At 64.6% G+C, this 19,117-nt stretch carries 13 protein-coding genes, 1 pseudogene and 1 riboswitch; of the genes and pseudogenes, 8 read left to right on the forward strand and 6 right to left on the reverse strand.

What is annotated here, in order from left to right:
* The first annotated feature begins 98 nt into the window (after positions 1-98).
* A complete protein-coding gene (gene metE / locus TC41_RS03395; RefSeq protein ID WP_014463597.1) occupies positions 99-2,387 on the forward strand; it encodes a 5-methyltetrahydropteroyltriglutamate--homocysteine S-methyltransferase in 2,289 nt (762 codons plus the stop codon).
* A gap of 84 nt (positions 2,388-2,471) precedes the next feature.
* Positions 2,472-3,485 carry an LLM class flavin-dependent oxidoreductase gene (locus tag TC41_RS03400; RefSeq protein WP_014463598.1) on the forward strand — a complete coding sequence of 338 codons (1,014 nt, stop codon included), beginning with the start codon at positions 2,472-2,474 and terminating at the stop codon, positions 3,483-3,485.
* A 57-nt stretch (positions 3,486-3,542) separates the two neighbouring features.
* On the opposite strand, the gene TC41_RS03405 is transcribed toward TC41_RS03400, so the two are convergent.
* Positions 3,543-4,154 (reverse strand): flavin reductase family protein, encoded by a 612-nt coding sequence (locus tag TC41_RS03405; RefSeq protein ID WP_041695678.1) that lies wholly within the window; start codon positions 4,152-4,154, stop codon positions 3,543-3,545.
* Between the two features lie 177 nt (positions 4,155-4,331).
* Positions 4,332-4,434, forward strand: a riboswitch (guanidine-I (ykkC/yxkD leader).
* An 85-nt stretch (positions 4,435-4,519) separates the two neighbouring features.
* On the opposite strand from TC41_RS03405, the gene TC41_RS03410 reads away from it, so the two are divergent.
* The 5 genes and pseudogenes from TC41_RS03410 to atzF all read left to right on the forward strand — a co-directional run bounded on the left by TC41_RS03410 (position 4,520) and on the right by atzF (position 12,747).
* Positions 4,520-5,947: an APC family permease gene (locus tag TC41_RS03410; protein WP_014463600.1), complete on the forward strand. Its 1,428-nt coding sequence runs from the start codon at positions 4,520-4,522 to the stop codon at positions 5,945-5,947.
* A gap of 52 nt (positions 5,948-5,999) precedes the next feature.
* Positions 6,000-6,734, forward strand: a complete 735-nt coding sequence (locus tag TC41_RS03415) for an urea amidolyase associated protein UAAP1 (protein ID WP_041694974.1) — start codon at positions 6,000-6,002, stop codon at positions 6,732-6,734.
* Positions 6,735-6,749: 15 nt separating this feature from the next.
* Positions 6,750-7,403, forward strand: coding sequence for an urea amidolyase associated protein UAAP2 (locus tag TC41_RS03420; RefSeq protein WP_014463602.1), 654 nt, complete (start codon positions 6,750-6,752; stop codon positions 7,401-7,403).
* 33 nt (positions 7,404-7,436) lie between these two features.
* Positions 7,437-11,042: an urea carboxylase gene (gene uca / locus TC41_RS03425; protein ID WP_041694975.1), complete on the forward strand. Its 3,606-nt coding sequence runs from the start codon at positions 7,437-7,439 to the stop codon at positions 11,040-11,042.
* A gap of 2 nt (positions 11,043-11,044) precedes the next feature.
* Positions 11,045-12,747, forward strand: a pseudogene (gene atzF, locus TC41_RS03430) (allophanate hydrolase).
* A gap of 36 nt (positions 12,748-12,783) precedes the next feature.
* On the opposite strand, the gene TC41_RS03435 reads toward atzF, so the two are convergent.
* Genes TC41_RS03435 through TC41_RS03445 form a run of 3 tightly spaced genes read right to left on the reverse strand, consistent with a single transcriptional unit; the run spans position 12,784 to position 15,896 of the window.
* On the reverse strand, positions 12,784-13,602 hold the full coding sequence (locus TC41_RS03435) for a carbohydrate ABC transporter permease (protein WP_148260112.1): 819 nt from the start codon (positions 13,600-13,602) through the stop codon (positions 12,784-12,786).
* 18 nt (positions 13,603-13,620) lie between these two features.
* Positions 13,621-14,562 (reverse strand): carbohydrate ABC transporter permease, encoded by a 942-nt coding sequence (locus TC41_RS03440; RefSeq protein ID WP_148260113.1) that lies wholly within the window; start codon positions 14,560-14,562, stop codon positions 13,621-13,623.
* Positions 14,563-14,567: 5 nt separating this feature from the next.
* Positions 14,568-15,896, reverse strand: coding sequence for an ABC transporter substrate-binding protein (locus TC41_RS03445; RefSeq protein ID WP_014463608.1), 1,329 nt, complete (start codon positions 15,894-15,896; stop codon positions 14,568-14,570).
* A 204-nt stretch (positions 15,897-16,100) separates the two neighbouring features.
* Between TC41_RS03445 and TC41_RS03450 the strand changes: the two genes are divergently transcribed.
* Positions 16,101-16,367: a hypothetical protein gene (locus tag TC41_RS03450; protein ID WP_014463609.1), complete on the forward strand. Its 267-nt coding sequence runs from the start codon at positions 16,101-16,103 to the stop codon at positions 16,365-16,367.
* Positions 16,368-16,377: 10 nt separating this feature from the next.
* On the opposite strand, the gene TC41_RS03455 is transcribed toward TC41_RS03450, so the two are convergent.
* Together TC41_RS03455 and TC41_RS03460 are read right to left on the reverse strand one after the other, a co-directional pair.
* Positions 16,378-17,673: an MFS transporter gene (locus TC41_RS03455; RefSeq protein WP_014463610.1), complete on the reverse strand. Its 1,296-nt coding sequence runs from the start codon at positions 17,671-17,673 to the stop codon at positions 16,378-16,380.
* Between the two features lie 39 nt (positions 17,674-17,712).
* Positions 17,713-19,092 (reverse strand): methyl-accepting chemotaxis protein, encoded by a 1,380-nt coding sequence (locus TC41_RS03460; protein ID WP_041694976.1) that lies wholly within the window; start codon positions 19,090-19,092, stop codon positions 17,713-17,715.
* Positions 19,093-19,117 lie beyond the last annotated feature (25 nt).

A 19,117-nucleotide genomic window follows, 5' to 3' on the forward strand; every position in this document is an offset into this window, starting at 1 on the left:
GGCGACGCCCGGACGAGCATCCGGGCGCCGCTTGTGTGTATCAGGGCCTGTTGCCAACCACGTCGCCACTTTGATTCTGCGAAGGAGGAGAGGGCAACTTGACCATCACCGCCTCAATCGGATTTCCCCGCATGGGGCCTCGCCGCGAGCTCAAGCGGATGGTGGAACAGTTTTGGCAGGGTAAAATTGCGGAGGACGAGCTCACGTCCCGTGCCGCGGAACTGCGAAAACTGCGCTGGCAGGTGCAGAAGGACCGCGGCGTCGAGTGGATCGTCGCGAACGATTTTTCCTTCTACGATCACGTCCTGGACGCAGCTTGTCTGTTTCAGGCCGTTCCAGAGCGGTTCCGCGCATTGCCGTCGGGATCGCTTCAACAATATTTTGCTATGGCGCGCGGCACGCAGGACGCCACCGCGCTCGAGATGACGAAGTGGTTCGATACCAACTATCACTACCTGGTGCCGGAGCTCGAGCCTAAGCAGGTGTTCACGCTCGGCGTGAACAAGCCGCTCAACGAATATCTGGAGGCGAAGGCGCTGGGGATGGAGACGGTGCCTCAGCTCGTGGGCCCCATCACTTTCCTCAGGCTCTCGAAGGTGGTGGGCGGGGAGGCCAATCCGCTGTCGCTTCTCCCCAACCTCATCCCGGCGTACGAGGCGTGGCTTGCGTCTCTGCACGAGGCGGGGGCCGCGTGGGTGCAGCTGGACGAGCCCGCGCTCGTGCTGGATCTCAGCGACGCCGAGCGCCAGGCGTTCGTGGACGCATACGCCGCGCTGGCGAAGGTAGCTCGTCCGAATATCCTCTTGGCGACGTATTTCGGCTCGCTGGGGGACAACCTGTCCATAGCGCTCGAGCTCCCCGTCGAGGGCTTGCATCTGGATCTCGTCCGTGGTCCAGACGCGCTTCAACAGGTTCATGCGCTCGGGTGGCCAAAGGGGCGGAGCCTGTCGCTCGGCGTCATTGATGGGCGCAACGTCTGGCGGGCCGATCTCGACACCGCCTACGCGCACCTGGAGCAGGGCGTGCACCTGGCTGGCGCGGAGCACGTGATGATCGCGCCCTCGTGTTCGCTCCTGCACGTGCCGTGGGACGTGGAACTCGAGACGGACATGGATCCGGAGATCAAGTCGTGGCTCGCGTTTGCGCTGCAGAAGTTGGACGAGATCGCGCTATTGAAGCGGGCGCTTGACGAAGGGCGGTCGGCCGTCGAGGCGCAACTGGAGGCCAATCGCGCGCTTCTCGCGTCCAGGCGGGCGTCGGCGAGGTTGAACCGCGAGGACGTGCGCGCTCGGCTCGACGAGGTCAAGACCTGGAAGCTCGAGCGCCAGTCCCCGCACGCGGTGAGAAAGGAAAAGCAGGCGGCGCGGTTCAAGCTTCCGATGCTGCCCACCACGACCATCGGCTCGTTTCCGCAGACGCAAGCGGTGCGAGACGCTCGCGCGAAGTGGCGCAAGGGCGAGTGGACGACGGACGAGTACGAGGCGTACCTTCGGAGCGAAATCCGGCGGTGGATCGACATTCAGGAAGAGATCGGGCTCGACGTGCTCGTGCACGGGGAGTTCGAGCGAACGGACATGGTCGAGTACTTCGGCGAGATGCTCGACGGCTTCGTGTTCACGAAGCACGGGTGGGTGCAGAGCTACGGTTCCCGCTGCGTGAAGCCGCCCATCATCTACGGCGACGTGGCGCGGCCCGCGCCCATGACGGTCCGCTGGAGCACGTATGCGCAGTCGCTCACCGAAAAGCCCGTGAAGGGCATGCTGACGGGGCCAGTGACCATCCTGCAGTGGTCGTTCGTGCGCGACGACATTCCGCGCGCGGAGACGTGCCGGCAAATTGCGCTCGCCATCCGCGACGAAGTGCTGGATCTGGAAGCGGCGGGCATCGGCATGATCCAGATTGACGAGCCCGCGCTGCGCGAGGGATTGCCGCTCCGGCGCGCGGACTGGGAGGCGTATCTCGACTGGGCCGTGGAGTGCTTCCGCATCGCATCCTCCGGAGTGTGCGACGAGACGCAGATTCACACGCACATGTGCTACGCGGAGTTCAACGACATCATGCCGGCCATTCAGGCCATGGATGCGGACGTCATCTCGATTGAGACGTCGAGATCGCACATGGAGCTCCTGAAGGCGTTTGAGCACTTCCGCTACGAGAACGACATCGGCCCGGGCGTGTACGACATCCACAGCCCGCGCGTCCCATCGGTCGACGAGATGGTGGAATTGTTGCGCAAGGCGGCGAGCGTGATTCGCCCCGAGCAGCTGTGGGTAAATCCGGACTGCGGTCTGAAGACGCGCGGTGAGCCCGAGACCGTGGCTGCGCTGCGGAACATGGTGGACGCGGCACAGCGCATGCGCGCAAGCCTGTCTCAGCCTGTCAGCTGACGCCGTTTCGGCACGGTCTGCCTCCGGGGGTATAATGGCGTTGGGCCGATTGCGCCCGCTTGGAACCGGGAGGAGGCCTGCTCAATGGACTGGGGTTTGACCAAGGGCGAGACGGCGCTGTCTGTGCTCGATCTCGTCCCCATCACGGAAGGAAGTACGCCTGAGGAGGCGTTTCGAAGGAGCGCGGAACTGGCGCAGCACGCGGAGCGGCTCGGCTACCGGCGATTCTGGGTGGCGGAGCACCATAGCATGCCGGGCATCGCGAGCTCCGCCACGGCCGTCGTGATTGCCTATCTGGCGCAGCACACGCGGACGATTCGCGTCGGCTCGGGCGGGGTCATGCTCCCGAACCACGCGCCGCTCGTGGTGGCGGAGCAGTTCGGGACGCTCGCGTCGATGTTTCCCGGCCGGATCGACCTCGGCCTCGGCCGGGCGCCCGGCACCGACGCCCCAACCATCCGGGCGCTCGGCGGCGATCCGGACCGCCACGGGCACGATTTTCCCGAGCGCCTCGCGGAGCTTATGCGGTATTTCCATCCGCCGGAGGACGAGGCGCGCCGGGTGCACGCCGTGCCCGGCGAAGGGATGGATATTCCCATCTGGCTCTTGGGCTCAAGCGACTTCAGCGCGCGGCTCGCGGCGGAACTTGGCCTGCCGTTCGCGTACGCGAGCCACTTCGCGCCAGATTACCTGATGATTGCCCTCGAGACGTACCGGGCGAACTTCCGTCCCTCGCAGTGGCTGAAGGAGCCGTACGTGATGGTCGGCGCGGCGGTGGTGGCGGCGCCGACGGACGAGGAAGCGCGCTTTCTCGCGACTTCCTCGCAGCTTCAGCAGCTTTCGCTCATCCGCGGCAAGCCGTCGCGCCTCAAGCCGCCTGTGGAGCGCGTGCAGGATCTGTGCTCGCCGTACGAGTGGCAGGTCCTCCAGACGCGCGGGCGCCTCGCCATCGTCGGCGGGCCGGACACGGTGCGGAACCGCCTCCGCGCGTTCGTCGAGGCGACGAAGGCGGACGAGGTCATTGTCACGTCTCAGATTTACGATCACGCCGCTCGCCTGCGATCCTTCGAAATCGTCGCGGACGTCATGCGGACGTGAAAAGGCCCGGGTTCCTGTCTTCAGGAGCCCGGGCCTTTTCGTATCTGGGCGAACCGCTCACTTGGGCCGCTCGAGCGTGAACACCCGGCCGAGCAGACCGTAATCGTTGCCGGCGAGCCGGGCGACGGGGGCCAGTTGATGCGGATCAATCCGCCCTTCGTGATACAGCGATTCGTCGACGTGGAAGCGGACGACGCGGCCGATGAGCAGGTCGCAGGCTGGAACGCTGCCGCGGCCTCCCAGGGGAAGTGCCTGCTCGAGGACGCATTCCATTCGCACGCGCGCCTCGCGCACCCCAGGGACTTCGACGGCGTCGCTTGCGATGGGCGTGAGCCCGGCCAGTTCCACTTCGCTCTGATCCGGCGGCAGCGTCGCCGCCGTTTGATTGACGGGCTCGACGTAGGGTTCGCTTACGATGTGGACGACGAACGCGCCTCGGTCCATGGCGTTGCGCGCCGTGTCTTTCGGCTTCCCGCCTTGGCGCTGCACGGATACCGAGACCATCGGCGGATCGGACGTGACGACGTTGAAAAAGCTGAACGGGGCCGCGTTCAGCACGCCTTCCTTCGAGAGCGTCGTCACAAACGCGATGGGCCGCGGAATCACGGTGCCGATGAGGAACTTGTAGCACTCGAGCGGTGTCATCGCTTCCGGATTGAGTGACAGCACACACATCACCTCTCTCCAAGCTTGCCCTCCTGCGCGGCGAAAGTCAAATACCCATACAGGTACATGTACATAGAAAGAAAGCGGTTGCAGCTTTGTGTGTGTAATATTACTTAACAATTTTTCTGAAAATCACGCCGAGTCTGTTGAAGTTTCCGAGAGATCGTGATATAGATAGTGACACAAGGTCTCTAGGGTTCCGCCGGCAAGGCCGGGTCTGGTCCGAGAGAGGCCAGCTCTCGAGCGCTCGAGAGCCGCACGGAGGGATAAAAGCCCGGGAGGTCCTGCTTTCTTGGGTTTTTGTCCCTTTTTCGTACCCTGATTCGACGATACGGAAGAAAAACTCACATATGCGAGGAGGGCTATCTGTGGAGGATTCCGTGGCTTTTGTCGAGGCCGCGCGCCTGGAACATCTGGGCTATCGACAGCAGTTGAGCCGGAAACTCAGTCTGCGTGACGTGGTGGGGCTCGCCATCGCCAACGTGTCGCTGACGATGGCGGTCTTGCTCCTGACGTCCGGCGTGTTTTCCATCGGCGGCACCTTTGCCATCGGGGCCGACGTCATTCTGGGCGTCGTCGTCATTCTCATCTCCATGTGCCTGGCGGAATTGGGGTCCATGTTTCCGGTGGCGGGCGGCATGTACTCGCTGGTTCGTTTCGTGCTGCCAGCGCCCCTCGCCTTCGTGACCCTGTTCAATTACCTGATTCAGGGCGTCATCCTGCCGGCGAGCATCGCGCTCGGGATCGGCCAGTTCGTCAAGGACCTCTTTCCTCATGTGCCGCTGTCGGAGCCGATGATTGCGCTCGTCTCCGTGGCCGTCGCCGTGGCGATTGGCGTCGTCCGCGTGGAACTCGGCGCGTACGTGACCATGGCCATGGTGTTCGTGGAACTGCTCGTGCTGTCGACGGTCACGGTGGCTGCCTGGATCCACCCGCATCAGTCGCTCTGGGCGGTGACGTTTCACCCTGTGTATCTGGATGGCAGCGCACTGCGGCCCGTGACCATCGCGATGATGGCGGCGAGTCTCGCGCCGGCCTTTAACATCATCAACGGTTACGACGCGACGCTCGGGTTTGCTGAGGAACTGGTGGGTGGGCCGAAAAAGCTCGCACGCGCTGTCATCACCGCTGCCACGACGGCCGCCGTTGCCATTGTCGTCCCGCTCACCTCGGCCGTGGTCACCGCGCCCAACTTGAAGGCGTTCTTCGGCGCCGCGAGTCCCGTCATCTATGCGGTCAAATCGTCCCTCGGCCCGAATTTCCGGATTGTTCTGGATATCGGGGTGTGCGTCGCGCTGTTCAACTCCATGCTGGTCTACTTCATGTACTTCGGCCGCGTGTTTTACACCACCGGGCGCGACGGCCTGTGGTGGCGATGGGCGAATCGACGCGTGGGACAGGTGAACCGCTTCAAGGCGCCAGGGCTCTGTGTGCTCCTGCTTGGGCTGCCGACCGCCGTGCTGCTATTCATGAGCCAATTGAACTGGCTCATCATCTTCTCCGGCACGGTCACGACCGTCGTGTACTTCTTCATCGGCCTGGCCGCCATCTGGAGCCGGGTGAAGTTCCGGCATGACCCCCGTCCCTATCGAATGCCTGCATGGCCCATCGCGCCCGCGGTGGTGACCTTGTTCACCGCCTTCGCCATCGTCACGCAGGAGGCGCAATACCTGCTCGGCGAGGCCGTGCTCGCGGCGGCTTCCCTCGCGTGCTACGCGCTGTCGCGCTGGGTTTGGCGATCGCGCCAGGCTGCGGACGGCGAGGCCGAATGGCAGGAGGACGCCGTCAGCGGCTGACGCCAGTCCGAGTCCACCGTCCATGCCCATTCACGAAGGAGGTCATCTGCACATGTCCATGGCTCTTTCGTCGTTCACCCCGCTCTACACGCTCTCCATCCCGGCGGGCGGCCGCTTTTCCATGCGCATCGGCCGAGGCAAGCGACTCGTGGTGCGCGCCGAAGGCCCGGGCGCAAATGCGGCACTGTGGCTCTACCGGGCGGATCACCCCGCGGAGCGCCTGAACGTGCCAGACACACTCAAGGCCCAGCACACCGCGAAGATCTCGCTGTTCGACGTGCTGATGAGCGACGAGGGGCGCGCGATGGCGACCGTCGTGCACGACACGGTCGGCTGGCACGATCCGCTCTCCGGCGTGCAGACGAGGGCGGACGTGGATAAGCGCTATGGCGAGACCAACTTCCAGCGCCACCGGAACGCCATGCTTCGCTCCGGCTACGAGAACGCCGTGAAGGAGCTCGTGCGAAACGGCTTGGACGCGGGCGATCTCGTCCCTCCCGTGAACCTGTTCTCCAAGGTGTGGTGCGACGAATCCGGCCGCATGCACTTCGTCTCGGAGTTTGCCCCGAAGGGGAGCGAAATCGGGCTGCGCATGGAGATGGACGTGATCGCCATCGTGAGCAACACGCCGCACCCGCTCGACCCGCGCAGGCCGTATCCGTCCGTGCCGCTCACCCTCTCGGTCTACCAGGACGAACCGACGGATCCGCGGGATCCGCGCCTCAAGACGGACGAGGCGCGCAGAGCGATGGAAAACACCGTGTGGCAATACGCGCTCTTGCGCTGAACAAGGAGGATGTGTATGCCATCTCTTGCGTTTGATCGCGATCGCGACCTGGTCGCAGCCGACACCCGGCTGGTCCTGCCGAGTGGAGAAGGGTTTATGTGCACGCTCCAGCTGGGCGATGTGCTGCGCATTGTGGATCTCGAGGGCAACCAGGCCGTCGACACGCTGTTTTTCGACGCGGATCGCCCCTACGACCACTACAGCGCTGCGAAGACCATCGCGGCGCAGGGCAACATCTACCTCACCACTGGGGCTGTGCTCCTCACCGAGTCCGGACGGCCGCTCGTGCGGATTGTCGAAGACACCTGCGGCCGGCACGACACGCTGGGCGGCGCGTGTTCGGCCCAGAGCAACACCGTGCGCTACGGCCACGACAAGGTGCACATGCACAACTGCCGCGACACCTTCATGCTGCAGATTGCCATGCACGAGCCGCGCCTCGCGAAGCGCGATCTCGCCCCGAACGTGAACTTCTTCATGAACGTCCCAGTGAGGCCCGACGGCGGGCTGGAGTTCGCGGACGGCATCTCGGGCCCGGGCCGCTACGTGGAGCTGGAGGCGATGAGCCGGGTCATTGTGCTCATGAGCAACTGCCCGCAACTCAACAACCCGTGCAACGCATACAACCCCACGCCGGTCGAGATTGTCATCTGGCGGCGCGGGGTCTAAGAGGAGTCCATTCGGTCAGCGAGGGGGATGCCGATGTTTCGCAAAGTGTTGATCGCCAACCGCGGCGCCATCGCGGTCCGCATCATACGCACACTCAAGAAGATGGGCATTGCATCGGTGGCCGTGTACACCACGGCGGACGAGGACAGCCTGCACGTCGATCTCGCCGACGAGGCCCTCTGGATTGGCGAGGGACCGGTCCACGACTCGTACGTCAACGCGGAGAAGATCCTCGACGCGGCACTTCGGTCGGGCGCGGACGCCATTCATCCCGGCTACGGCTTTCTGAGCGAAAACGCGGCGTTTGCCCGGCAGTGCGCCGAGCGCGGGCTGGTGTTTATCGGTCCGGATCCCGAGCAGATTGAGAAGTTCGGCTACAAGCACGTCGCGCGCGACGTGGCGCGGCGGGCGGGCGTTCCGCTCTTGCCGGGGACCGATCTCGTCCGCGACCTTGAAGAACTCCGCCGCGTGTGTGCCGACATTGGCTATCCGGTCATCCTGAAGAGCACGGCGGGCGGCGGAGGCATCGGCATGCGCGTGGTGGAGCGCGAAGACGCGCTCGCGGACGCCTTCGAGAGCGTTCGGCGACTGGCGGGTCAGCACTTCCGCGACGACGGCGTGTTTGTGGAGAAGTACGTGCCGCGCGCCCGCCACATCGAGGTGCAGATCTTCGGCAATCGCCAGGGCGAGCTCGTGGCCATCGGCGAGCGCGACTGCACGCTGCAGCGGCGCAACCAGAAGGTGGTGGAGGAGTGCCCGGCGCACGTGCTCTCCGATGAGACGCGCCGGCGCCTGCACGAGGCCGCGCTGTCCGTGGCGCGCGCCGTGGGCTATCGGAGCGCCGGAACCGTGGAGTTTTTGTACGATCCGTCGTCCGACTCGTTCTACTTTCTCGAGGTCAACACCCGCCTGCAGGTCGAACACGGCGTCACGGAAGAGGTGTACGGGCTCGATCTCGTCGAGTGGATGATCCGGGAGGCGGCGGGGAAGCTCACAGACCTGGAGGCGCGACTGCCTGCGCCCTCGGGCCACAGCATTCAGGTGCGCGTGTACGCGGAGGATCCGGGCCGCGAGTTTCGCCCATGCGCCGGCAGGGTGGACGGCGTGGTGTGGCCCAGTGGCGCGCGCGTGGAGACGTGGATCGACAAGGGGGTGGCCGTCAGCCCCTATTACGATCCGCTGCTCGCGAAGATCATCGTGCGCAAAGCTTCGCGCGATGCGGCGGTGCAGGCGCTGCGCGACGCGCTCGCCGAGGCGCGGGTGTACGGCCTGCAGAACAACCTCCGCTACCTGCGCGCCATCGCGAACTCGGACGTGTTCGCGTCGGGCGACGTGTATACCAAGTGGCTGGAGGGATTTGAGGCGCCGGAGCGCGCGATTGAGGTACTGGACGGCGGCCTGCAGACGACGATTCAAGACCTTCCAGGGCGGCTCGGCCTGTGGGACGTGGGTGTGCCTCCGTCGGGGCCGATGGACGCACTGTCCATGCGCATCGGCAACCGCCTGCTCGGCAACCCGGAAGGCGCGCCTGCGCTGGAGCTGACGCTCCGGGGCGGATCGTACGCGTTTCGCGATGACGTCTGGATCTGCCTGACCGGCGCGGACATGGGGGCCACGCTCGACGGCCAACCGGTGCCGCGCTATCGACCGGTGCTCGCGCGCCGGCGGCAGGTCCTCCGCTTCGGAGAGTCGGCAGCTGGTCTGCGCGCGTATCTGTGCGTGCAGGGTGGTTTCGACGTCGCTCCTGTCCTCGGCAGCGCCTCGACGTTTGCGCTCGGCGGGTTTGGCGGGCACGGCGGGAGAGCGCTCGCCGCCGGAGACGTGGTGGGCATCTCGCCCGCGGCGGGCGAGGTCGCGGACGAAGGCGTGGAGCCTCCGTCCTTCGGGCGCATCTGGGAGCTGGGCGTGGTGCCCGGGCCGCACTGCACGCCCGAGTTTTTGCCTCCGTCGTATCTGGAGATGCTCACGTCCACCGACTGGACCGTCCACTTCAACAGCTCGCGCACGGGCATCCGGCTGAGCGGACCGGCGCCCGTGTGGGCGCGCGAGGACGGCGGCGACGCCGGACTTCACCCGTCCAACCTGCACGACAACCCGTACGCCATCGGGTCGCTCAATCTCACGGGCGATCTCGCCGTCCTGCTGGGCCAGGACGGCCCGAGCCTCGGGGGCTTTGTCTGTCCCGTTACCGCGCCCGCGGCGGAGATGTGGAAAATTGGACAGCTTCGCCCTGGCGACACGGTGCGGTTCCGCCTCGTGAGCCTGGCGCAGGCGCGCGAACTCGACGCCATGCAGGCGCGATGCCTCCAAGAACCCGCTCAATTCGGCAAGGCGTATCAACTTCCGCTTCCTGAGATGCCGTTTTCGTCCTTCGCGGAGGCGGCCGAAGCCGCGTACCTCGCGCGCGAATCCGAGGGGCACGCATTTCCCGTCTGTGTTCGCGCCGCAGGGGATGAGTACGTCCTCGTCGAATTCGGCGACATGGAACTCGACTTGCGTTATCGGTTCCAGGTGCACCTGCTCATGGACGCCATCCGCAACGCCGGCGACATCCCGTGGATTGACCTGACGCCAGGCATCCGATCCCTGCAGATCCACTTCGACCGCTCCCGGATGACGAGCGAAGAGGTGGCGCGCCGCGTCCTCCGCCTCGACGCCAGCGTGCCGGATCTGTCGACCGCCAGGGTGCCGTCGCGCATCGTGCGCATGCCCCTTTCCTTCGACGATCCGTCCGTGCAGCTCGCGATTGAGCGGTACCAGAAGAACGTCCGCCCCGACGCGCCTTGGTGCCCGAGCAACATCGAGTTCATGCGGCGGGTGAACGGGCTCGAGCGGATCGAAGATGTGCAGCGGATCGTCTTTGAGGCCAAATACCTGGTGCTGGGGCTCGGCGACGTGTACCTGGGCGCGCCTGCCGCCACGCCGGTCGATCCCAGGCACCGCCTGGTCACGACGAAGTACAACCCGGCGCGCACGTGGACGCCGGAGAACGCGGTCGGCATCGGCGGATCGTACATGTGCATCTACGGCATGGAGAGCCCCGGCGGGTATCAGCTGTTTGGCCGCACGCTGCAGATTTGGAACACGTTCCGGCAGACCGGATCGTTCCGGGACGGGAAGCCGTGGCTGTTGCGCTTCTTCGATCAGGTCGAGTTCTACCCGGTCACGCCGGAAGAGCTCGAGGAGATGCGCAAGAAGTTCATGCGCGGCCGCTACGACATCGAGATTCGAGAGACGGAGTTCGATCTCGGCGCATATCTGAAGTTCCTGGAAGAGATTCGAGACGACGCGGCGGCTTTCAAGGCGCGGCAAAAGCAGGCGTTTCACGAGGAGTTGGAGCGGTGGAAGGCCATGGGGCTTGCCGCGTACACGAGCGAAGCCGTGGTCGAGGAAGAGGAGCCCGAGGAGGACGGCCTCACGGTGCTCCGGGCGCAGATGCCGGGAAGTGTGTGGAAGGTGCACGTCAAGCCCGGGCAAATCATCCGGCCGGGCGATACCATCGCCGTGATCGAGAGCATGAAGATGGAGTTTCCAGTGGAGGCCACCTGCGCCGGCGTCGTCCGCACGGTGCACGTGCGCCCGGGGCAGGAGCTCCGGCCCGGCGGGCCGATTGTGGGCATTGAGGAGGTGTCGGCTTGAGCATGACGACCGTGGAGGCGCTTCGGCGCGCATACCGGACCGGGCGGCGCACGCCGGCGGACGTGATCGACGAACTCATTCGTGCAGCGGAGTCGCACGCCGCGTGGAACGTGTGGATCACGCCGCCCTCGTGGGAGAGGATTGAGCCGTATCTCCAGGCGCTCCGCGCAGACGAGATGGATCAAAAGCCGCTCTGGGGCATTCCGTTTGCGGTCAAGGACAACATCGACGTCGCCGGCATGCCGACCACGGCCGCCTGCCCAGCGTTTGCGTACGAGGCGCTGGCGCACGCGGCGGTGGTGGAGCGGCTGATCCGCGCGGGGGCCATTCCGGTGGGGAAGACGAACCTAGATCAATTTGCGACGGGGCTCATCGGCACGCGCAGCCCGTATGGCGAGGTGGCGAATGCGCGCCATCCGGAGTGGGTGAGCGGCGGATCGTCGAGTGGATCGGCGGTCGCCGTGGCGCTCGGCATGGTGCCGTTTGCGCTCGGGACCGACACGGCGGGTTCCGGGCGCGTGCCGGCGGCCTTGAACGGCGTCATCGGCTACAAGCCCCGCGTCGGCGGCTGGCCGAATGACGGCGTGGTGCCGGCGTGTCGCACGATCGACTGCGTGAGCGTGTTCACGCGATCCGTCGCGGACGCGGCGTGGGTGCAGGCGGTCATCGCGCCGGCGCCTGCCGCGCAGGGCGCGCCGGATCGCGCGGTGGTGCCGAAATCGCTCGGCGCCTGGTTCGGCACCAAGGGGGACGCGTATCGCAACGCGTGGGCCAGGGCGCTGTCCAAGCTTGAGGACGCCGGCGTCGCGGTGGTGGAGATGGATCTGCCTGAACTGGACGAGGCGAGCGCGATGCTGTACGAGGGCCCCTGGATCGCGGAGCGGTGGGCGAGCCTCGGGGCCTTCGTTGAGGCCCATCCCGACGACGTGCTGCCCGTGACCCGAGCCATCCTCGAGTCCGGCCGGGATCGTCTCGCGAGCGATCTCTTCCGGGCCCAGCACCGCCTTTTGGACCTGCGCCGCTCCGTGGAGGAGAAACTGCGCGGCGCTGTGCTTTTCATGCCGACCGTCGGCGGCACCTGGACGCGGGACGAGGCGCGCTCGGAACCCTTTGCCACCAATCGGGCGCTCGGCGCGTACACGCATCACGCGAACCTGCTTCACTTGGCCGGCTTGTCGCTCCCGTGCGGCGAAGCGGATGAACAAATGCCGTTTGGCGTCACGTTGTACGTCCCTGGACAACGGGAGGCCGAGCTTCTGGCCGCGGCGCGCTGGTGGCTTGATCCCCACGAGGATGTGGCGACACGTGAGGACGAGATGGAACTCATCGCGGTCTGCGGCCTGCACATGCGAGGCATGCCGCTGAACGGCGAGTTGGTCGATCTCGGCGGAGAATTCGTCGGTGTTTCGCGCACCGCGCCTTTGTATCGCCTCTACCTGCTGGACACGGATCCGGTGAAGCCCGGGCTCGTGCGCGCGGACGGCGGCGCGGAGGTGGAACTGGAACTCTGGAAGCTGCCGCGGCGCGCGTGGCTAGCGTTCATGCAAAAGTCCGGCATCCCTTGGCACTTGGAAAGATCCTGCTTTCCGACGGGCGGGAGGTGACGGGCTTCGTCTGCGAGGCGGGTGCGGCGAAGCGCGAGGACATCACGGTCTACGGGGGTTTCCGGGCGTGGTGCGAGCGCGGCAGGGTGGTCATTTCGTGAACGGTCCGCGGGGGCGCCGTCTCGGCCCCCGCCCATTCAACCGTTGATGCCGCTGGATTTCGACAGGCCACGTAGGATGGGTTTGCGGAACAGCACGAAGAGGGCGATCATCGGCAGCGTCGCGAACATCGCGGCGGCGGACAGACCTTGCCAGTTGGACGAATCCTGCGTCAAAAAGGTGGACAATAACACCTCGATGGGCTGAACCCGAGGACTCGAGGTGACCATGAGCGGCCAAATCAGGGAGTTCCAGCAGCCGATGAAGATGTAGAGCGCGATGGTGAACAGAATGGGTCTCGACAACGGCACGACGATGCGCCACAGGAACGCCAGATGGCCGCAGCCGTCGATCCTCGCCGCGTCGTGGTACTCCCGCGGCAGCGTCAGCAGGTGCTGGCGCAAGAGGAACACGCCGAAGATGCTCGCGCCATACGGGATGATCTGGGCGATGCGCGTGTCCACCAGGTGCAGCTTGGCCATGGTCACGAAGTTCGGGATGAGCAGCGCCTGTTCCGGGATCATGAGCACCGCCAGGAGCGCGGTCCACAGCACGGTTTTCCCTCGAAACGGGATGTAGACGAGCGTGTAGGCGCAAAGCACGGTTGTCGTCAGGGCGATAGCGATGGTCGCGAGGGCAATGACGACCGTGTTGAGGATGGCGAGCATCCACGTGTTCCCGCGCCACGTCTGCACCCATACGGAGAAGTTCCAATCCGGCACCAGGTGAGGCGGATAGACAAACACGTCCTGTGGTCGGTCCAACGACGTGACGAACGCAATGTAAATCGGCAAGAGGAACGCTAGCCCGAGGGCCAAGGCCAACGCGGCGCGCAACACGCGTCCGATGGTGCGCATGTCCATCCTCCTCGTACATCATTGGTAAAACGTGAATCGGTGACCGATCCAGCGCGTCAGAGCGGTGACTGCAAAGATGCAGACTACGAGCATCGCGGCCATGGCGGCGGCGTAAGAGAACTGTCCGTCCGTGAACGCCTGCTGGTAGATGTACAAAAGTGCCGTCAGCGTGGCGTTCTCCGGGCCGCCGCTCGAAAGACTCAGTGCGTACACCTGCGCAAAGGCCTGCAGAGAGCCGATGGTGGTCATGACGGCGATGAAAAAAAGCGTCGGCGAGATGAGCGGCAGCGTGATGCGGAACAGCCGGGTCCATGGCCCTGCGCCGTCCATTCGCGCCGATTCCAACACGCCTTCCGGCAACTGAGACATGGCGGAGAGCAGGATCAGCACGTCAAACCCAATGCCGTGCCAAAGTGAATACAGCACGACGGCCGGCATGGCCCAGTGGGGTGAATTCAACCATCCGATGGGCCTCAGGCCGACATCTCGCAAGAGTGCGTTCAAGATGCCGAAGTTTGGATTGTACATCCAGAGCCATCCGATAGCTGTGCCGACGGCCGGGGTGATGTACGGGAGCACCACCAAAGACTGCGCGAACCGGAAGAGCCGCCGATTCGATTGAAGCAGTGCGGCCAGTGCGACGGACAACACCAGGGTGGAGGGCACCATCATGAGGGCGTACAAGCCGGTGTTCGCCATCGAACGCCAGAACAGCGGATCGGACAAGGCCGCATGGAAGTTGCTCAGGCCCGCGTAGGTCGCCGTGCCGCCGGGGTGAAAGTTGAAAAACGCGAGCGCGAAGGCGAGCACGGCCGGAGCGTAGACGAACGCCACGAGAAACACAAAGGCGGGCGCGAGCAGGCACGCCGCCAGAAGACCCTCCCGCAGGCGGGATGGGCGGGGGGAAGGCTCGGCGACGGACTGCGCCGGCGAGCGAAGAAACGCGTCGGTCACGGACATGGACATCAGCTCCTGCGCTCGCCGCTCAGGTATTGATTGCCGATGTTGTTCATATTCGCGATGGCCTGTTGCGGCGATTCCTGCCCGTTGAGTGCCTTCAGCAGTTCAGTCTGCATGGCGGTCAGCGCGGCGTAATATTGTGTGGCGTTCGCGGCCGGGTCCGTGAGCCAGGTGGACGGATTCGTGAAAGCGGCCGCCTGGTCGGGGTGGGACGCATAGTACGGTTTCAGCTGGGCCGCCGCGGCTGGGCCAATGGGAAGGTAATTCGCCGCTTGATCCCATTGCGCGTTTTCCGCCGGGCTCACGAGCCAGCGGATGAACGTCCACGCCGCATCCTGCTGGGCTTTGGTTCCCGTGTTCAGGATGGCGAGGCTGTCGCCATCGACGTAGTTGTACGCGCGGCCCGAGGTGCCAGCGGGCGCCGGCGAAGCTTTAACGGGGAACTTGCCGCCCACCGACTGCACGTCATAGCTCCACCCTGCGGACGATTCGATGAGAAGTCCAATGTTGCCCGTCCCGAAATCCAATTGGTAGTCGTAGTTTTGCGTGAGGATCATGTCTCCATGCGCGACGAGATCGCGCAAAAAGGAGAGGGTGGCGACGGCCTGCGGGTTGTTGAGGGCGAACCGCGTCTCGCTGCTGGACGCCCATATCTTTCCGCCGTTGTCTGCGACCATCGTCAGAAACTGCTCCATGGAGGGGGTCCAAGCAATGCCGTGGATGCTTCCGCCGAGCGCTGTGATCTTCCTCGCATCCGCCCCGACCTGCTGCCACGTCTTAGGAGGCGACGAGATGCCGGCCTTCTTGAACAACTCCGCATTGTAGAAGATCACCATATGCCCGTTTTCCTCGAACGGGAGAATCATTGTTTGCCCGGCTCGATGGCTGTTCCAAACAGAGGGATAGAAGAACGAGGCGAGTTGAGCCTTCGTGAAACCGCTCGGCCCGTCGATGTACGGTGTCAGGTTCACGAGGTACCCGTCCGACACGAACTGCTGCGCGGCGTCGAGGTGCGGCATAATCACGTTCGGCGCATCGCCCGCGGTCATCGCTGCGGTGACGGGCTGAATCTGCGCGTACTTGTCGACTACGGTGACGTGGATGTGGGGATGGGTGGCGTTAAACTCGTCGACGAGGGCGTGCATTTCCTTCTTCAGTGCACCTGAAGGATGCCCGTTCCAAAATGTGATCTGAACCACGCCGTCTGTGCTGGCTGCTTCCGCAGGTGCCACGCGAACCGCGGTCTGCGCGTGCGCGCGCTCCAGCGCGATACCGGTTCCCGCGCCTGCCAAAATCGCGGCGAATGCGGTGCCGAAAACCCAGCTTCGTCTCACGTGAATTCTCCCCCTTGAATGCCCGAATATTGGGTCAAGACCATCTTGAGATGCGGGTTTGAAGGAAGGCTTGTGTTTTTGTGAAGCGCATGTAAGAAGTCTGTATCTTTTGTTTATGGTCCGCTGGCCGTCGAGATGGACCTCAGGGGGTGACGTGTGTGTATCCGTTCTGGGCATGCTAAGCGAGCGAGGGGGGAGCAGGCGGTGAAGAAGGACATCCAGTCCACGAAAAAGCAGACACCCATCACGGAAGCCCAGAACGCTATTGCGCAGGCGGAGCGCGCGGCGAAGCAGGCGCTTTCGCACACCAACCGCACAAGCCTCATGTCCGCCGAGGAGGCGCTGAGGCAAGCAGAAAACGCCGTGGAGAGCGCGGGCGGATCGTCCAATTTCCAGGCTGTGGCCGGACTCCATGACCACCTGAATCGCGTCCGCGCAGCGCTTGACGACGCGGAAGCACAGCAACCGTGAGGCGTTCGCTTCACGGTTGCTTCATTTTTCCTGTCTTTCGCATACCTGAAAGCGCTTGTTTGGTCAAAAGCGGGTGGGATTCGATGTGCCGATAGTCGGACGTCGCATAAAGCGCGGCGAACGCGCCAGCCACGCCCACACCGCACGCCAAGAGGAGGAACTCCGGCGCGACGCCCTGCTGGAGAATCCACGAGGACATGGCGTAGCTTATCGGCGTGAATCCAACGCTGACGAGCATGAGGACCGACATGACGCGGCCGAGCTTTTCTTCGGGGATGCTGCTTTGCAAAAAGGCGAGAAACGGGATGTTGACGATGCTCATGAGGATGCCAACCAGGCCGAGCGCCGCCATCCCTTTGATGGGCACCTGCCAGTACCCGACCGTCGCCATGGCCAGACCCATGAGCGCGCCGCACATGCCAATCCAAATGAGCTTGCCCTGAAAGCCCTTGAGCAGCGCGACAATCACGCCTCCGACAATGGACCCAATGCCGAGCGCAGACTGGTATTCGCCGAGCACCGCGCCCGTCCAGCCTCGACCGCGGATCATCACCGGCACCCCGATGCTGAGCGGACCGATGCAAAACAGATTCACCACCAAACTCAGGCACATGACGATGAGCAGGAGGCGGATCTGCACCACAAATCGGAGGCCATCCGCGATGTCGCGCAAAACGGCTGAGACCCCTTGGACGGGCTCCGCGAGGCCGCTGTGCGCGCGAAGGCGAAGCCAGAACACCGTCACGGCCGCGACAGCAAATACGAAGGCCACCACGACGAACATCAACCCGTAGTCTCGCTGCGCCAGCAGGACGGCCGCGAGGATGGGCCCCATTACCGTGCTCGCCTGCTGCACGGTCTGAACGATGCTCGACGCCTGAGCCACGTGCTCTTCTTCGACGGCGGTCTGCACAATGGACGAGGTAGCCGGGTAGTAGAACGAGTCGATCACGCCGAACAATACGGCCATCAGGTCGATGGCCCAGAGTGGCGCTCGCGGGCCGAAAAGCGCGATGCGAAGCGCGAAGGCGGTCAGGACGGCTGCACGGGCAGCGAGGGAAATGCCCATGATCCACTTGCGGCTGACCCGGTCTGCGATGGCACCGCCGACCAGCATGAAGATGACGCGCGGCACCGAGGCGAGCGTCATGGTGGCGCCGAGCGCGAGCTGCGAACCGGTAACGGTCAACGTGTACCAGCTCAAGATGGTGAAGTACGCGTTGTCGCCGCCCACCGAAAACAGCGAGCCCAACACCAGAATCCACAGATTGCGCTCGCGCACAAGCCGCCTGTCGAGATTCAGCAACGCGTTCGCACCACCTTGCTCGCTGGATCGCTCTCCCTTCTAAATATACACATCTGCTCCGATGCAGCCAACCACTTTTTGGTCATGGACAATCGGTACGCTCACCGTGATGCATCGCCTGCGGCTTTGCGCCGAAAGGTAGGGCGCGGATATGTACGACTCCCCAGCCAGGGCGGCCTGGAACCACGCCCTTTGCGAGGCGTTCAGGAGACCCGCGGGAGGATCGGAGAATACGAACGATCCGTCCGCGCGATTCAACCAGATGGATCCCAGGTTGTGCTTGGTCTTGAGCTCCAGAAGGATCCACTGGACCGATTCTCGTTCGAGGTCCGCGGCGCGGAGACGGGAAGACGCGAGCGCGAGCTCGCGTTTCAGCGCTTCCAAGTCCTCCGCGTCGACGGCAGGCGCCGATGTGGGCACAAACGACTCAAATTCCGCAACCTCGCCAGACAGCTCGTCGGCCGTCTCTCGCAAATGGGAGGCGACTTGCGTCAGCTTGTCCACTTGCTGGCGGGTGGCCGCGTTTTCCGCCATGAGCGAGACGAGATCGTCAGCGGCGTCTCGCATCGACGCCTGCGCCCGTCTTACGCCTCGTTCTGCGTCGGCCAAATGATGGAACGCTCGATCCGCCTCTCCGCGCGTGTGTTTCGCGTCAGAGGCCATGTGCGCTACCTCGTCGCGCGTCGCGGCGAAGAAGCTCTCGAACTCGCGCAGGGCCGTGGTGGCGACATGGGACGCCGATTGGGCTTCGGCGCCGATGGCCGCTAGGGCGTCGACTTGAGCTCGGATGTTCGCGAAATTGTTTGCGCTGTGCCGGAGTGCGTCCTTCGCTTGTTCCGCCAGGCGGCGCACCTCGTCCGCAATCACGGCGAAACCGCGGCCGTGATGGCCAGCATGCGCGGCCTCGATGGTTGCATTCAGCGCGATGAGCGAGGTCTGCTCGCTGATGCTGCGGATGGCTTCGTGCACGGTGCGGATGCGATCCAGGCCCGTGAGCATCTCTGACACGCGCGAATGATTCTCCTCGATGGCGGCGGAAAGCTTTCGCAGGGTGCGCATGGCTTCCTGGACGTGCTCCAAGAGGGCGGGGACGCGTTCTTCGAGATCCTCTGCACGGCGCGCGATGCGCTCCATGGAGGCTTGCGAGTCCGAAAACGTTTCGAGCGCGGCCATCACGTGCGCGGCCGATGCGTCGAGTTCTTCGACAGCGACGGTGGCTCGCTCGCACGTGCGGACTTCGGTCGATTCGGCGCGATCTGCGAGGGAGACGAGCTCCCGGACGGATTGGCCGACGGCGGCCGTGGTGGCGTCCAACCTGTCTGCCGTCACGCGAATCGCGGCCAGGAGTTCCGCGATGAGGGGAAGATGAGGCGGCGTCCCGCCTTCCACGTCCCGATTGCGCCGAAGAAGCGTCCACAAGGCGACCCACTCCTGTCTAAATGTC

The organism is Alicyclobacillus acidocaldarius subsp. acidocaldarius Tc-4-1, assembly GCF_000219875.1.
Taxonomy (GTDB): domain Bacteria; phylum Bacillota; class Bacilli; order Alicyclobacillales; family Alicyclobacillaceae; genus Alicyclobacillus; species Alicyclobacillus acidocaldarius_A.

Coding starts and splice junctions, on each gene's coding strand:
- TC41_RS03400 (WP_014463598.1), top strand. CDS start 2,472: ATGGACTGGGGTTTGACCAAGGGCGAGACGGCGCTGTCTGTGCTCGAT.
- TC41_RS03415 (WP_041694974.1), top strand. CDS start 6,000: ATGTCCATGGCTCTTTCGTCGTTCACCCCGCTCTACACGCTCTCCATC.
- TC41_RS03420 (WP_014463602.1), top strand. CDS start 6,750: ATGCCATCTCTTGCGTTTGATCGCGATCGCGACCTGGTCGCAGCCGAC.
- uca (WP_041694975.1), top strand. CDS start 7,437: ATGTTTCGCAAAGTGTTGATCGCCAACCGCGGCGCCATCGCGGTCCGC.
- TC41_RS03435 (WP_148260112.1), bottom strand. CDS start 13,602: ATGCGCACCATCGGACGCGTGTTGCGCGCCGCGTTGGCCTTGGCCCTC.
- TC41_RS03440 (WP_148260113.1), bottom strand. CDS start 14,562: ATGTCCGTGACCGACGCGTTTCTTCGCTCGCCGGCGCAGTCCGTCGCC.